Raw genomic sequence first — 14,848 nt, 5'->3', positions numbered from 1 at the left:
TCAAATAAGAATAAAACTCAATTAGATCTGGATTGCTGATGGCTATGAGAGTTAAAATAACAATCGTTAACAATCGTTATCAATCGAGTTCAGAGGACAGTATGGATCTTGCAGGTATTTTGATTAGCGCATCCTGTGTGTTAACGACTTCCGCCCTACTGGTGACGGTCTATGGGGGCAGCGGTATGCCGCGTTTTTTCCGGAAACCTCAGCCTAAGTCTGAACCACATTATCAACAGTCAATTGAAGCTTGCGTTTTAGAGGATGGAAAATCCCCTGACGTTGGCGATCTCAATATCTCTTTGCCAGCAATGAGCGCTATGGGCGATCTCAATATTGCATTGCCGGTAACGCAAACCGTGATTGGCGATATTAGAGAAGCCTATTAGGCTATTGTGATGTGCATAAAAAAACCGCCTGAACGGCGGTTTTTTTGTGTCTTGCGCAACTAAATTTTGCAGCCTTCGCAGTCGGCTTGATCGTTCAGCTCAACAGGGACTTCATTGGCTTTTTCTTGCGCACGCTTTTCAGCCTGCTCAAGCTGAGCATCAATGTCAAAATCAAAAATATCTTCGTTCATACAGAATACCTCGCTAGATCAATAAACGCAGTATAGCGACGTTATCGATGCAGGTAAAACGTCGCATTCATGTTCATATTCTGTACAGACATAAATTATCCAGATAAAAAACCATAATAATGAAATGATTTTTAAGGAATTATTTTATTCCCGTCAACTTTTACGTCATAGAACAAAAAGAGTATAGTCAGAGCTTCGCATTAAAATATTCTATCTGTTTGTTCAAATTTTGGGTGCAGAGTTGTTATGAACACCACATTTTCTCAGGCTTTCAGCAAAAATTTTCTCGGTAACGCGCCAGACTGGTACAAAATAACCATTCTGCTCTTTCTGCTAGTGAATCCACTGGTATTCTTTTTTGTCAGCCCGTTTACGGCTGGGTGGCTGCTGGTTGCCGAGTTCATTTTCACTCTCGCTATGGCGCTAAAATGCTATCCCCTGCTCCCTGGTGGCCTACTCGCTTTTGAAGCCATTCTCATCGGGATGACTACGGCGGAAAAGGTTAAGCACGAGGTAGCCGCTAATATAGAAGTCGTACTGCTGCTTATTTTCATGGTGGCGGGTATCTATTTCATGAAACAGCTACTGCTGTTTGTATTTACTAAGCTGCTGCTTAACATTCGTTCAAAAATCGCACTCTCATTGGCTTTTTGTATTGCATCAGCCTTTCTATCTGCGTTTCTCGATGCGCTGACGGTCATCGCGGTTGTCATCAGCGTCGCCGTCGGATTCTATGGTATCTATCATAAAGTCGCTTCAGGCATAGATGAATCTTTGGCACTAAATGATGATAGCCATCTACAAAACGCAGGCCGTCGCTCGATCTTAAATCAGTTCAGATCTTTTTTGCGTAGCCTCATGATGCACGCAGGCGTGGGCACCGCGCTCGGTGGCGTAATGACCATGGTCGGTGAACCACAAAACCTAATTATTGCTAAAAGCGCTGACTGGGATTTTGTTTCCTTCCTATTACGTATGGCGCCTGTCACCGTCCCCGTGTTCATTTGTGGGATATTGACCTGCTATTTGGTTGAGCGTTTCCACGTATTTGGCTACGGCACCCGGTTGCCAAAGCGCGTTCGTCAGGTACTCCGTGAATACGATCAAAACGCTACGCGTAAGCGCACGCGTCAGGAACGTCAAAAACTATTTATTCAAGCACTGATTGGTATTTGGCTCATTGCGGCCTTAGCGTTCCATCTTGCTGAGGTAGGTTTGATTGGTTTAAGTGTTATCGTATTAGCAACAGCATTTTGTGGTGTCACCGATGAGCACGCTATCGGCAAGGCTTTTCAGGAATCACTGCCATTTACCGCCTTGTTAACCGTATTTTTTGCTGTTGTCGCCGTTATCATCGACCAGCAGCTATTCTCACCGGTCATTCATTTTGTGCTTCAGGCATCACCAGAACATCAATTAACACTTTTTTATCTGTTTAATGGTCTACTTTCGTCTATTTCAGACAACGTGTTCGTGGGTACAGTGTATATTCATGAGGCTAAAGCGGCATTGGAGTCTGGCGCGATTTCGCTTAAACAGTTTGAGATGCTGGCCGTTGCGATCAACACCGGTACGAATTTGCCATCGGTTGCAACGCCAAACGGTCAAGCCGCGTTCTTGTTTTTATTAACGTCAGCGCTCTCCCCGCTTATTCGTTTATCATATGGGCGGATGGTGTGGATGGCTCTGCCTTATACCGTTGTAATGACACTTGTTGGGTTGGCCTGCGTCCAGTTCACATTAGAACCGGTGACTCAGCTGTTTTACCAGTGGCATTGGCTGTCTGTACCGCCGGTCAATGAGGTATTGTCGAGCATTAATTAGCAACATCATTAATACTTAAACAATGACTAGTTTTTCAATCAAATAGCTGGCAGGTAAGACAATATCGTTTACACTGCGCACATCTAGCTGTGGCATGGAATGGATCTGATATGTTGCAATTTTTGAATGGTTGTTCTCGTGGACGCGGAGCTTGGGTACTTTTAGCCATTACCGCATTAATATTTGAGTTGGTCGCGCTGTATTTCCAGCATGTCATGCTATTAAAGCCTTGCGTATTATGCATTTATGAGCGCTGCGCATTGTTTGGCATTATGGGTGCAGGCATTGTTGGTGCCATTGCGCCCAAAACACCGCTACGTTGGGTTGCTATCCTGATATGGATTTATAGCGCCTATGAGGGCTTGATGCTGGCATGGAAACACACCATGATTCAGCTGCATCCGTCACCGTTTGTCACCTGTGATTTCTTTGTCTCCTTCCCTTCGTGGTTGCCGTTAGACAAATGGGCTCCGGGCATTTTCTCGGCATCAGGCGACTGTTCAGTCCGTCAGTGGGAGTTTCTGACGTTAGAGATGCCGCAGTGGTTAGTCGGTATCTTTGCTGCGTTTTTGCTGGTTGCAGCATTGGTGTTCATTGCGCAGTTTGTGAAACCGAAACGCCGCGATTTGTTTGGCCGCTAACGACCTCTTTAGTATACGAAAGCACCTTAATAGGTGCTTTTTTTACACCTCACCGGTATCAAACTGGCGTAAATCGGGTGGATTGTCACAGTTGCTAGCCTATTTATCCTCGCATCCTTGAATCCCTCGCCTCAGCCCTCTAGTCTTGAATGATGACATCCAACATTCAGAGAGCTAACCTATGATGCACCAATTCAAAGTTGTCTACAGATCGAACAACGAAGTTCATGATTTCATCATGAACGGGCAAGCCACATTGAATAAAGAAGATGGAGAGGTTCTAGAGGCCGCGCTGATTGACGTGGCGCAATACCTAAGCGCCAGCGCGAAAGATCTGCACATACTCTCGGTTGAACGACTACAGCATCTGTAAGTTAGCCATTGAAGCAAAATTTAACGTAAAAGAGCCTGTAGATTATCAACGAATAAAATTCGAAGATATCTACTAGGCTCTTTATCTTTTAGAGATCTCGCACAGATAATAATATTTAAATTCTACTATTAATTAAACCAGCTGCTGGCTTTTTTCTCACGAGACTTCCCTTCACTTTGCATCAACTCTTTACCGCCAACAGAAAGGTTGCGGTTCACATCCGCTTCAGACTGAATAACATCAGTTTTCGCTGCCTGAGATTTTAAGTCCTGATCGATAAAATCATTTTCTCTCTTAGCACGAGCAGCCTGTCGTTCCAATTCTAATTTTCTGGATTGGATTTCTAACTGTCTCAATTCATCTTCGTACGACTGCTCTCTCTTTTTATCGGCATTCGCTACAACCAAGCGCTGTTTTCTTTCTGCTGCATTAATAGCTGCTTTTTCCTGTCGCTTCTTTTCAGCTAAAGCATTTGCTTTAGCTCGTCGAGATTGCTCATTTCTTAATTCACGCTCATATTGAGCCTGCCTTAAATCAGCCTCTCGACTTTCTTGCGCTTTACCTTGATTTTCAGCTTGTGCAACCGCAGAAAGTTGGTCCTGTAGGGAAGACGCGTGAACGAATGCAGGAGAAATCAGCAATGACGTTAGAATATAAAATAATACCTTACGCATCGAGATAAGTCCTTATTTCTTAACAGGGCAAGTTGTATTTGGCTGAATACGGGTTTCATTTTCTTTTGTAGAAATAACTACAGCCAGCCCAGTGGTGAATTGGCAAGCCTTACCCACCTGAGTAGACGTATAGATTTTAGTGCCTTCTTTGTAAGTCAAAGATACACCTTCAACCAATACTTTATCTTTCACTAAGGAGCCAGCGGCTGCGCCTACAGCGCCGCCGCCAACAGCTCCAGCACCGGTGCCTAATGCTGACCCAGTACCTACATTATGGCCAGCTACGCCGCCTGCTACCGCACCAAGAATGGCGCCAAAAGTCTGGGCTGCTTTTTTATTTTCAGTATTATCTACGGAGATTTTCGCAGGTAGGATTGAAATCAAGTTAACAGTTTTCGTCTCCTGCTTGCCATTCAAATTACTGGTTTCATAAACATCGGCTGCATAGCTATCAGCATTTGATTGGCAACCGGTTAACGCTACTACAGAAACCAAAGAAGAAATTAATAAAGCATATTTTTTATTCATTTAATTATATAACCCCAAAGGAAAAAGTGCGGCGATAATACTGAGTTATTATTTTATTGTAAATGTCATACATTAAAAATAAATACTCGAAAAATAACCCATAAAAAACTGATAACTTATTACGTCTTAATTTAAATGTTTTCATAAATTATAAAATAGTGTTCTAAACCGCTTCACACGGCAATTAGAAAGATATTACTTTTTTATTGCATTTACATGAATTCAACACATAGCATTGAAAATTCCAACATTTATTTTAAAAAAATATATTTATATGAACTGATTTTTTTATATTAAATTTAGGTTAATTAAACCCCTGGGTATTTTTTACTCAAAATAAAATACGTAAATTGAGAAATGAATGAAGAAATGAAATAATTAACCTGCTTATAAATAACTTATATTTCTTAATACAGGTTTATTCTAGTCACCCATCACTCGTCTGATAAGTAACACATGCATGGACTAGATCTGTAGGAAAGTGAGAGAAAAATGAATCACAGTTGCTAACGAGCATTCAGTATATACAAGCCCCCCTAAGCTAACACCGTTTCCCTACACGATTAGATTCGCTTCATGCTCGCATTCATAATTTCAATGAATGTATAATGGTCGTCAAATCTAGATCAGCCGAACATACGGCAAATCATCACAGGATGCGACACATTAAATTACTCACTTGCTTGATATTTGCACTGTCTAAGGATGCTAAAGATCTTCGAGAGTTTTGGCGAATCGAGATTGTCCGAAAGGACAAATTTTCATGGCGAAGATTGCTAACTAATAAATCCAACCGCAGACGTAATTTTCTCTTTTGGTGGCGCCTCGCCAGCGAAATGGACAAACACGGCTCAAAGCACCATCAAAAAATTGCATCAAGAATATGCGACAAGTTAAAGACGCGCTATGCAGCAGATGTTGAATTGGGTGCAGTCATTGGACCTGGCTTACACATGCCACATCACGCAGGCGTTGTTATATCCAAGCATGCTCGAATCGGATCCAATTTTATTATTCGCCAAAATACAACTATCGGCGCAGTGCAAGATATGCCGCCAGATTCGATCATTCAGATTGGAAACGACGTCGACATTGGCGCTAACTGTTGCCTGATTGGCCCAATAACCATTGGTGATAACGTTAAAATTGGCGCGATGTCTTTCGTAAATAAAGACATTCCTGCAAATGGGGTTTATATCACCCGAAAAACCTCAACGTTTACTCCGAACGACATGAGTTAACCTGATCAGAAGCCGCAGTAAACCATTTAGGACTGGCTAAAAATGGATAATTAGACAGTCCAGAACAGCGGCTAAAATGAGCTTTTAGTCTTTACGAATCAGACCCATTAGTCGCCCAGAAGGGTTTGTTCATGATGTGATCCTCCCAGTCATTGACTTCGCTTTCACGCACGGCAATGTAGCGCACCGAGATCCGCTCAGCGTGCATCGCTTTTTTAGAGCCTACTTTGAGGGGATGCCACTCTGGCAAGTCTTTTCCTTCATGCACCATACGATAGGCGCAGGTAGGAGGAAGCCATTCGAAGGTTTCCAGATTTTCGCGGGTTAGCTTGATACAGTCTTCTTCATACTCAAAGCGGCGCTCATAGTGACGACACTGGCACGTTTTGATATTGAGCAAGTTGCATGCAACGTTAGTGAAGTAAATTTCGTCGGTATCTTCGTCTTGAAGCTTATGTAAGCAGCACTGCCCACAACCATCACAAAGTGATTCCCATTCGTCATTGCTCATTTCAGCTAATGTTTTTTCTTGCCAGAAAGGGAGAGTTGTCATGCTTGTGTGTCCGATAATTACAGTTGGGCTGCACTATATAGACGCTTTAACGGTGAGATGCAAGTTTTGTCCTTACTAAAACTGGGCTTAGTAAGGACGCTGCTGGCTAGATAATGCGGGTACTCAATGAGTTACCATTGACGGATAGCGTTAGCATATCACCAGAGACCAAAGGACCCACACCCTGTGGCGTTCCGGTCAAAATAATGTCGCCCGCACGCAAAGTAAAGTAGCGGCTCATATAGCTAATCAGCGGCAGAATCTGCGTAATCATGTCACGCGTGTTGCCCTGCTGGCGAATAGAGCCGTTGATACTTAAGCTTAGTTCAGCGTTTTGCGGGTCACCAAACTCAGATTCAGGAATGAATCCAGAAATTGGACAAGAACCATCAAAGGCTTTCGCTTTTTCCCAAGGACGTCCTGCTTTTTTGCATTCAGCCTGAATATCACGCAGCGTAAGATCCAAAGCGACACCGTAACCTGCGATAGCGCGCGCAACACGATCTTCGTTAGCCTGCTTCAGAGGTGTACCAATCAGAATGGCTAGCTCAATCTCATGATGAACAGAACCAAAATCTTTAGGGATAGCGACAGGCTGACGAATATCACAAAGAGCCGTTTCCGGTTTTAAAAATAAGACCGGCTCTGGTGCCTGCATACCGCCCATTTCTTTGATGTGATCGCCGTAGTTACTGCCAACGCAAACCACTTTATTGACAGGAAGCTCCAGTAAGGCACCCTGCCAATCACGATGTTGATACATAGACTTCTCCTGTGGTTATACCCAACGCGATGTTATGTCCACGTTATTCAAGGGCATACTTGGTCTGAAGCGAGAATCGAGCCGCCAACGGCATCTGAGCCTCCTGCCCTTCTTCTATTATGAAACTAGATATGAAGCTAGGTATGAAACTACAGCCGCAATCATCAACAGTTCAATGGATTTGCGCCGAGTTAGCTCGGCGCTCTATATTTATGTGAATAACATCACACTATTCATTCACCAGAAGATTTTTTAGTTTGCTCGAAATGCATCTTTAGCAAACTTTCAGGCGGCGGAGGCAGTTGTAAATAATACCCTTGCTCTTTCAAGGCGCTTTTGACTTTTTCGATGTCAGCAGACGCCAGCTTCTTTTTATTCTCTAAATCGATCATCATGGCTAATTGTGGTTGGCCAAAACTTTTCATCAGTTCTTCAGGCACCGATGAGAAATCGTCTCTTTTTTCGACATAAAGATAGGTCTGATCGCGTTTTGAACTTCTGTAAATGGTACAAATCATTTTTTCACTCTAATTAATTCAGACGGCGACTTGCCTAGATATAGCACTGACTATAACATGCTTAATGTACATCGGAATATTACCCCCTGTGTGGTTATTCCGGGGATTTAAAGTTGCTGAAACTGAGTCAGGATAGATGTCACAATCGCCAATAGAACTAAAAGGCAGCAGTTTTACCCTTTCGGTTGTTCATTTGCATAATTCGCAACCGGAGGTAATACGTGAGGCATTAATCGAAAAAGTTGAGCAAGCGCCCGCTTTTTTGAAAAATGCCCCTGTTGTTATTAATATTGCTAACGTCTCTGAAGGCGCAAGCTGGCAGAAATTACAACAGGCCATTACCGAAGCTGGGCTGCATGTCATTGGCGTAAGTGGTTGCACCGATGAAGGGCTTAAACGTGCTGTAACGCGTGCAGGCTTGCCTTTGCTAAGTGAAGGGAAAGGTATTAAGAAAAGTGCGCCCGTCGCGTTACCCGAGCCACCCGCACCGGTTAAAACCCGAATTGTGAGTACGCCGGTTCGGTCTGGACAGCAAATATATGCACGAGACTGTGATTTGATTGTCACCGGCAGCGTCAGCGCGGGTGCCGAGGTCATCGCCGATGGCAATATTCATATTTACGGCATGATGCGCGGCCGCGCCCTTGCCGGAGCCAGCGGAGATACATCCAGTCAGATTTTTTGTGCTCACCTTGCCGCTGAACTGGTGTCTATCGCCGGTCAGTACTGGTTGAGCGATCAAATCCCTGAAGCTTTTTATGGGCAAGCTGCCAGACTCAATTTGAGTGACAGTGCCTTAACTATACAACCTCTATTCTAGGCCCTTCGACAAGGAACCCATATACATGGCACGCATTATTGTTGTTACATCCGGTAAAGGGGGCGTTGGTAAAACCACATCTAGCGCAGCCATCGCTACCGGTTTGGCCCAAAAAGGTAAAAAGACCGTTGTTATCGACTTTGATATCGGTCTGCGTAATCTAGACCTGATCATGGGCTGTGAGCGTCGTGTAGTGTATGATTTTGTTAACGTGATTCAGGGTGATGCCACTCTCAATCAGGCGTTAATCAAAGATAAACGTACAGAAAATCTCTACATTCTTCCAGCCTCACAAACTCGCGACAAAGACGCATTAACACACGAAGGCGTTGAGAAAGTCTTAAACGATCTCGGTGAGATGGACTTTGACTTCATCGTCTGTGATTCACCAGCAGGCATCGAAACCGGCGCATTAATGGCACTGTATTTCGCTGATGAAGCCATTATTACCACCAACCCAGAAGTATCGTCTGTACGTGACTCAGACCGTATCCTCGGCATTTTGGCGTCAAAATCTCGCCGTGCAGAGAAAGGCGATGAGCCTATCAAAGAGCATCTGCTGCTGACTCGCTACAACCCGGGCCGTGTGAGCCGTGGTGACATGCTGAGCATGGAAGACGTGCTGGATATCCTGCGCATCCCATTAGTTGGCGTGATCCCAGAAAGCCCATCCGTACTGCGCGCATCAAACCAAGGCGAACCTGTTATACTGGATAAAGAGTCAGACGCCGGTCAGGCTTACCAAGACATGGTCGATCGCTTACTGGGCGAAGAACGTGCATTCCGATTTGTTGAAGAAGAGAAAAAAGGCTTCCTGAAACGCCTGTTCGGGGGATAAAACATGGCATTACTTGATTTCTTCCTGTCGCGCAAAAAGCCGACAGCCAATATAGCCAAGGAACGGCTGCAAATTATTGTCGCGGAGCGACGTCGCGGTGATAGTGAGCCACAATATTTGCCCCAGTTAAAACGAGATATCTTGGCTGTAATCTGCAAATACGTGCAGATAGATCCAGAAATGCTGACGGTACAGTTTGAACAAAAAGGCGATGATATTTCGGTATTAGAGCTTAATGTGACCTTGCCTGAAGCAGAAGAAGCAGCTAAATGATTTTATCATTCTGACGTTCTCTTATAGAAATATAAGGGAACGCCTGTATATATAAACAGACCTTTTAATAAGTAATTATCTCAAGAATAGCTATTATCAAGATTATTCCTAATATTAATTAATGCGCCAATGGCTATTAAAAATATTCACGTAGACTACTTTCTATAAGCTTTGTTTTTATATTATTGATTCATTTTCTGAACTGTTCGAAAAAATAAAGACAGCCAATCGCTGTCTTTATTTTTATTGTTATCCTTGGCAACAATCACAATGTAGCCAAAATGGCCCTTACCTGCTCGCCAAGCAAATTTGCTCTCCACCCCTGAAGTAAGTCAGGCTGTTCGTCTTTCAGCTGCCAGTGCCAGCTTAGCAGTGCGTTTATTTGTCTACGCGAAGCAATCAGCTCTGCCGTTAATCCACTACGTTCAGCCGCGTTTTGTACTACGGCTTTTAACTCCTTGAACGCATGCTTATAGCCACTGTGATCAACCAATCGTTCAACCGGCTGTGGCCATTCAGACTCAGGAATATTGGCAGACTCAGCCACCATTGCCACCAGCGTTTTGCCATGGAAACGGATCTCAGGACCGCTCAATCCCAGCTCGCCTAATTCGCCTTGAGAGGTCGGTAGATAACGCGCAACCTGCCACAGGTTCTCTTCACGCACCACGAAATTAACCGCCATGTCACGCTGTCTAGCTTGATTAATACGCCACTCAGCCAGTTTCTGTAAACACGCTAGCTGACGCGTACGCAGCTGCCAAGCGTTGGTAATATCACGATAGGCTAATGCCGGATCCACCACTTCCTGACGACGACGACACAGGGCCAAGCACTCGTCGTTTGCGGCATCGGTCCAGCCGGCCTCAGCCACTTCCGCAATAAGCTTATGCGCTAGCGGCAGCAAATAGAAAACATCAGCGGCAGCATATTCACACTGACGTTCAGTCAGCGGACGTGCCAGCCAGTCAGTACGCGACTCGCTTTTATCTAATTCAACCTGCAAATACTCATTCACCATGGCGGCAAAACCACAGGAAAGCGGGCGACCAGTGAATGCAGCTAAAATCTGCGTATCGATCATTGGCGTTGGCAGCGTCTGAAAATCATGGATAAAAACCTCCAGATCTTCGCTACCGGCATGCAGTAGCTTGGTGACGTCTGGGTTTTTCAACAGTTCAACAAAGGGTTGCCAATCGGTAATCGGCAACGGATCGATCAAGGACAGTGTTTCACCATCAAAAAGCTGAATTAGGCCTAACTGGGGATAATAAGTGCGGGTACGAACAAATTCGGTATCTAGCGCAATGTAAGCGTGGTGGCTTGCCTGCTCGCAAACCTGCTTAAGTTCGCTACTGGTAGTAATTAACTGATAATTCAAAACAGCATTCTCATTTTCATATTTCTGGCGCTATCACAACGCCAGCTGAGTGAGCCGGCACAAACAACGACGCCGGTAGCAACCGGCGTCAAAGTTTATCAGCTCAGAATAATGGGGAGCTATGCGGCGCTTTCCTGCGAGGCCGCTTGCTCCTCACGCAATTTTCTGCGTAGGATTTTTCCTACGTTAGACTTTGGCAACTCATCGTAAAACTCGACCTTCTTCGGAACCTTATAGCCCGTGAGATGTTTACGACAGTGTGCAATCAGCTCATCGCGAGTCAGAGAGGGATCTTTCTTCACAACGCAGATTTTAACCATCTCGCCTGAAGCCCCGTTCGGAACTCCGATCGCCGCGCACTCAAGCACTTTATCATGCATTGAGACCACTTCTTCGATTTCATTCGGATAAACATTGAAACCAGATACTAATATCATATCTTTTTTACGATCGACAATCCGCAAGAAGCCCTCATCATCGACGGTGACAACATCGCCGGTAGATAGCCAACCATCCTTTAGAATTTCGTCGGTCGCCTCAGGACGCTGCCAATAGCCTAGCATCACCTGCGGCCCTTTCACCTGCAGCTCCCCTGCCTCACCGTGCGGGACTTCATTGCCGTTATCATCGACCAAACGCACGTCGGTAGAAGGAACCGGAAGACCGATGCTGCCGCTGTAATGCTTCAAGTCATAGGGATTGCCTGAAACCAATGGCGCGCACTCCGTCAATCCGTATCCTTCCAGTAAATGACGCCCGGTGAGTTTTTCCCATTTTTCGGCTACTGAGCGCTGAACTGACATCCCGCCGCCTACCGACAAACGTAGCGTTGAGAAATCTAATTCACGAAAATCTTCATTATTCAGCAACGCATTAAACAGCGTGTTGACACCCGTTAACGCCGTAAATGGATAGCGGCTGAGCTCTTTCACCATGCCAGGAATATCACGCGGGTTGGTGATCATCAGATTACAACCGCCCATTTCGATAAACAGCAGGCAGTTCACGGTCAAGGCAAAAATGTGGTACAGCGGCAGCGCCGTAACCACTAGCTCATGTCCTTCATTCAGCAATGGGCCATAAGCCGCACGAGACTGAATCAGATTGGCCTGCATATTCCGATGCGTCAGCATCGCGCCTTTCGCAACGCCGGTAGTACCGCCGGTGTATTGCAGAAATGCGAGGTCATTATTGGTGATATCAGGTTTGATATATTGTTGGCGTCGCCCACGTTGTAACGCAGAGCGAAAAGAAATCGCATCGGGTAAGTTATATTTGGGCACCAGCCGTTTAATATACTTCACCACGAAGTTAACTAGCGTCCCTTTTGCCGCAGAAAGCTGGTCACCCATGCGGGTCAAAATGACATGTTTCACCTGCGTATTGAATACGACCTTCTCCAGCGTATGCGCAAAGTTAGACACGATCACAATCGCGCTCGCGCCGCTGTCATTTAGCTGATGTTCTAACTCACGCGGGGTATACAGCGGGTTAACGTTAACCACAACCATCCCTGCACGGAGCACGCCAAACAGCGCAATCGGATATTGCAGCAAGTTAGGCATCATCAGTGCAACGCGATCGCCCTTCTTCAGCCCTAATTCATTTTGCAAATAGGCCGCAAATGCACGGCTGCGCTCTTCAAGCTTACGGAAGGTCATCACCTGCCCCATGTTGATGAACGCAGGCTGGTCAGCAAAACGCGCCACCGACTGCTCGAACATCTCCACCAGAGAGGTGTATTGATCAGGATCGATTTCCGCAGGAACATCTGCGGGATATCGTTTCAGCCAAACCTTTTCCAAGGTCGTTCTCCCGTAATTATTGTTATCTTGTTTAAGCATCGTTTGCATCGCACACCTGAACTATTAGCCATGAGAAACAACAGAACAATATCTAATGTTTAACAAAATTTTAACTCAGCGTACCAGTTCATGTGTAAACAATTTTCAGGTTGCGATATGCATCACTAAAATGGCCTCTACTCAGGTCTTACCCAGCATATATTGAGATAGGCAGGTCGGTATAAAAGCAAAAAGCGGCCTCGTGGCCGCTGTGGATATAATACCAAAAAGAGTAACTTTTTGTAAAATTAGCAATTTTTTAGTCTAAAAAAACATCAACATGCTTATTTTTTCCGCTGTAATTGTGTACTTAGATGGCGACTGTGACCAATGCAACACTCAATATTTCAAGAAGTGATAAATCGCGGTTCGTATCGGAGCTCAACTCATGTATATTCCGCTTTTTATCGGAGGGAACCATGCTGACCAACTCATCGACTCGTCTGAACAAATACATCAGTGAAAGTGGCATTTGCTCACGACGCGACGCCGATCGCTACATTGAGCAAGGGCATGTTTTTATCAACGGTAAACGTGCCGGAATTGGCGATCAGGTTTTCGCGGGTGACGTCGTGAAAGTTAATGGCCAATTGATTGAGCCCCGTGACGCCGACGATCTCGTACTCATCGCGCTCAATAAGCCCGTTGGCATCGTAAGCACCACGGAGAACGGCGAAAAAGATAATATCGTGGATTATGTCAACCACAGCACTCGTGTTTTCCCCATCGGTCGCTTAGACAAAGATTCACAGGGCATCATTTTCCTCACCAACCACGGCGATCTGGTGAATAAAATTCTGCGCGCCGGTAATGACCATGAAAAAGAGTATCTGGTCACCGTGAATAAACCGGTAACCGATGAATTCATTCGTGGCATGGGTGCGGGAGTACCGATTCTCGGTACGGTGACAAAAAAGTGCAAAGTGAAAAAAGAAGCGCCCTTTGTATTTCGTATCACTTTAGTTCAGGGCTTGAACCGCCAAATTCGCCGGATGTGTGAACATTTTGGCTACGAGGTCACCAAGCTCGAGCGCACGCGTATCATGAACGTCAGCCTAGCAGGCCTACCGTTGGGCGAATGGCGCGATTTAACCGACGATGAACTTATCGAACTGTTTAAGTCTATTGAAGACTCTTCTTCTGAAGCCAAACCGGCGAAAAAAGCCAAGCCGAAGGCAAAACCCGCGGTCGCGGCTAAAGGGCCAAAAACCGCCGCTAAAGGTGCAGGAGATGCGAATTCACGCAAGCGCTTTACCCAGCCCGGACGTAAGAAAAAAGGCCGTTAATCAGCACGCACCTAAAATGACAAAGCCCCGAAATCGGGGCTTTGTTTTAACTAAACGCTTAAGCAGATTAATTCTCTGTTACCACACTTTGCACTCTGGCTGGACCTGGGTTATACCAACCCCAGCCGGGACCAAAGCCTGGGCCCCAGAAGCCACCGCGACCGTAGGCACCATAGCCATAATCCCACGGACCAAACGGCTGTGGCGGCATCACGATTTCCTGAGTGACACGCCAGCGCTGATAGCCCTGCACGTCCATCGTGACAAAGGTATACGGCGTCTTACCGATTTTGCCTTCGACGCTGCCGGTAAGCGGTCCGACGACCGTCACGAGCTGACCTTTGAAATCAACCGGATCCAAGAATGTTGCGCTCTTGGCAATCAAACGCCCAACCGAAGGCTGATTCAGGATTGGCCTCGCGGTGTCATCCAATGGCATCACCGCTATCTCTAACATCGTGGCGTCTTTTTGGTTAATCACGTTAACCACGGTGCCGCCAAAGCGAGACTCTTGCCCGACATAAAGATCCGGCGCGTTATGAACCGCAACGAAATTCTGCTGCGGCGTTGCCGACGTGCCTTTGATTGAGTCCGGGATTGTCACACACCCAGACAACAACAGCGGGCTACAAACGATCGCCACGCTGACTAACCGACGAACCCATTGCATTGAAGGCATATTTTATTCTCCAAAAACTAACTATCTTGTTC

At 45.6% G+C, this 14,848-nt stretch carries 18 protein-coding genes; 9 read left to right on the top strand and 9 right to left on the bottom strand.

Going from position 1 to position 14,848, the window contains the following annotated elements:
- Positions 1-38 precede the first annotated feature (38 nt).
- Positions 39-389 (top strand): alpha trans-inducing factor protein, encoded by a 351-nt coding sequence (locus tag BN1044_RS03325; protein WP_247650373.1) that lies wholly within the window; start codon positions 39-41, stop codon positions 387-389.
- Positions 390-448: 59 nt separating this feature from the next.
- Here BN1044_RS03325 and BN1044_RS24105 read toward each other — a convergent pair whose 3' ends face one another.
- Positions 449-580 carry a hypothetical protein gene (locus tag BN1044_RS24105; RefSeq protein ID WP_282100184.1) on the bottom strand — a complete coding sequence of 44 codons (132 nt, stop codon included), beginning with the start codon at positions 578-580 and terminating at the stop codon, positions 449-451.
- A 246-nt stretch (positions 581-826) separates the two neighbouring features.
- Between BN1044_RS24105 and nhaB the strand changes: the two genes are divergently transcribed.
- The 3 genes from nhaB (at position 827) to BN1044_RS03310 (ending at position 3,418) form a co-directional block, all read left to right on the top strand.
- Positions 827-2,404: a sodium/proton antiporter NhaB gene (nhaB, locus tag BN1044_RS03320; protein WP_072307533.1), complete on the top strand. Its 1,578-nt coding sequence runs from the start codon at positions 827-829 to the stop codon at positions 2,402-2,404.
- 110 nt (positions 2,405-2,514) lie between these two features.
- Entirely contained in the window at positions 2,515-3,045 is a 531-nt protein-coding gene (gene dsbB / locus BN1044_RS03315; RefSeq protein ID WP_072307532.1) for a disulfide bond formation protein DsbB, read from the top strand.
- Between the two features lie 181 nt (positions 3,046-3,226).
- Positions 3,227-3,418: a hypothetical protein gene (locus BN1044_RS03310; RefSeq protein ID WP_072307531.1), complete on the top strand. Its 192-nt coding sequence runs from the start codon at positions 3,227-3,229 to the stop codon at positions 3,416-3,418.
- 128 nt (positions 3,419-3,546) lie between these two features.
- Here the strand turns inward: BN1044_RS03310 and BN1044_RS03305 are convergent, their stop codons facing one another.
- Together BN1044_RS03305 and BN1044_RS03300 are read right to left on the bottom strand one after the other, a co-directional pair.
- Positions 3,547-4,092, bottom strand: a complete 546-nt coding sequence (locus BN1044_RS03305; RefSeq protein WP_072307530.1) for a DUF5384 family protein — start codon at positions 4,090-4,092, stop codon at positions 3,547-3,549.
- 12 nt (positions 4,093-4,104) lie between these two features.
- Positions 4,105-4,620 (bottom strand): outer membrane lipoprotein, encoded by a 516-nt coding sequence (locus BN1044_RS03300; protein ID WP_072307529.1) that lies wholly within the window; start codon positions 4,618-4,620, stop codon positions 4,105-4,107.
- Positions 4,621-5,228: 608 nt separating this feature from the next.
- Between BN1044_RS03300 and BN1044_RS03295 the strand changes: the two genes are divergently transcribed.
- Positions 5,229-5,861 (top strand): serine acetyltransferase, encoded by a 633-nt coding sequence (locus BN1044_RS03295; protein WP_432612999.1) that lies wholly within the window; start codon positions 5,229-5,231, stop codon positions 5,859-5,861.
- 91 nt (positions 5,862-5,952) lie between these two features.
- On the opposite strand, the gene BN1044_RS03290 is transcribed toward BN1044_RS03295, so the two are convergent.
- From BN1044_RS03290 to BN1044_RS03280, 3 genes are all read right to left on the bottom strand, one after another.
- Positions 5,953-6,414 carry a YcgN family cysteine cluster protein gene (locus BN1044_RS03290; RefSeq protein ID WP_072307528.1) on the bottom strand — a complete coding sequence of 154 codons (462 nt, stop codon included), beginning with the start codon at positions 6,412-6,414 and terminating at the stop codon, positions 5,953-5,955.
- Positions 6,415-6,520: 106 nt separating this feature from the next.
- Complete coding sequence (locus BN1044_RS03285) at positions 6,521-7,177, bottom strand: fumarylacetoacetate hydrolase family protein (RefSeq protein ID WP_072307527.1); 657 nt, start codon at positions 7,175-7,177, stop codon at positions 6,521-6,523.
- Positions 7,178-7,410: 233 nt separating this feature from the next.
- Positions 7,411-7,695, bottom strand: a complete 285-nt coding sequence (locus BN1044_RS03280; RefSeq protein ID WP_072307526.1) for a YcgL domain-containing protein — start codon at positions 7,693-7,695, stop codon at positions 7,411-7,413.
- A 136-nt stretch (positions 7,696-7,831) separates the two neighbouring features.
- On the opposite strand from BN1044_RS03280, the gene minC reads away from it, so the two are divergent.
- Genes minC through minE form a run of 3 tightly spaced genes read left to right on the top strand, consistent with a single transcriptional unit; the run spans position 7,832 to position 9,626 of the window.
- A complete protein-coding gene (gene minC / locus BN1044_RS03275; RefSeq protein WP_072307525.1) occupies positions 7,832-8,515 on the top strand; it encodes a septum site-determining protein MinC in 684 nt (227 codons plus the stop codon).
- Positions 8,516-8,540: 25 nt separating this feature from the next.
- The gene (gene minD / locus BN1044_RS03270; RefSeq protein WP_072307524.1) at positions 8,541-9,353 is read left to right on the top strand and encodes a septum site-determining protein MinD; all 813 of its coding nucleotides are present in this window, start codon (positions 8,541-8,543) and stop codon (positions 9,351-9,353) included.
- Between the two features lie 3 nt (positions 9,354-9,356).
- Positions 9,357-9,626 (top strand): cell division topological specificity factor MinE, encoded by a 270-nt coding sequence (minE, locus tag BN1044_RS03265; RefSeq protein ID WP_004090202.1) that lies wholly within the window; start codon positions 9,357-9,359, stop codon positions 9,624-9,626.
- Positions 9,627-9,891: 265 nt separating this feature from the next.
- Here minE and rnd read toward each other — a convergent pair whose 3' ends face one another.
- Positions 9,892-11,007 carry a ribonuclease D gene (rnd, locus tag BN1044_RS03260; protein ID WP_072307523.1) on the bottom strand — a complete coding sequence of 372 codons (1,116 nt, stop codon included), beginning with the start codon at positions 11,005-11,007 and terminating at the stop codon, positions 9,892-9,894.
- A gap of 119 nt (positions 11,008-11,126) precedes the next feature.
- Positions 11,127-12,812: a long-chain-fatty-acid--CoA ligase FadD gene (fadD, locus tag BN1044_RS03255; protein WP_072307620.1), complete on the bottom strand. Its 1,686-nt coding sequence runs from the start codon at positions 12,810-12,812 to the stop codon at positions 11,127-11,129.
- 458 nt (positions 12,813-13,270) lie between these two features.
- Between fadD and rluF the strand changes: the two genes are divergently transcribed.
- A complete protein-coding gene (gene rluF / locus BN1044_RS03250; RefSeq protein WP_072307522.1) occupies positions 13,271-14,137 on the top strand; it encodes a 23S rRNA pseudouridine(2604) synthase RluF in 867 nt (288 codons plus the stop codon).
- 67 nt (positions 14,138-14,204) lie between these two features.
- Here rluF and BN1044_RS03245 read toward each other — a convergent pair whose 3' ends face one another.
- Positions 14,205-14,816 (bottom strand): Slp family lipoprotein, encoded by a 612-nt coding sequence (locus tag BN1044_RS03245; protein ID WP_072307521.1) that lies wholly within the window; start codon positions 14,814-14,816, stop codon positions 14,205-14,207.
- Positions 14,817-14,848: the final 32 nt, after the last annotated feature.

Origin of the sequence: Hafnia alvei (assembly GCF_900095695.1) — a bacterium.
In the GTDB taxonomy this organism is placed as follows: Bacteria; Pseudomonadota; Gammaproteobacteria; order Enterobacterales; family Enterobacteriaceae; genus Hafnia; species Hafnia alvei_B.
This window is presented reverse-complemented; position numbering and strand designations above follow the sequence as displayed.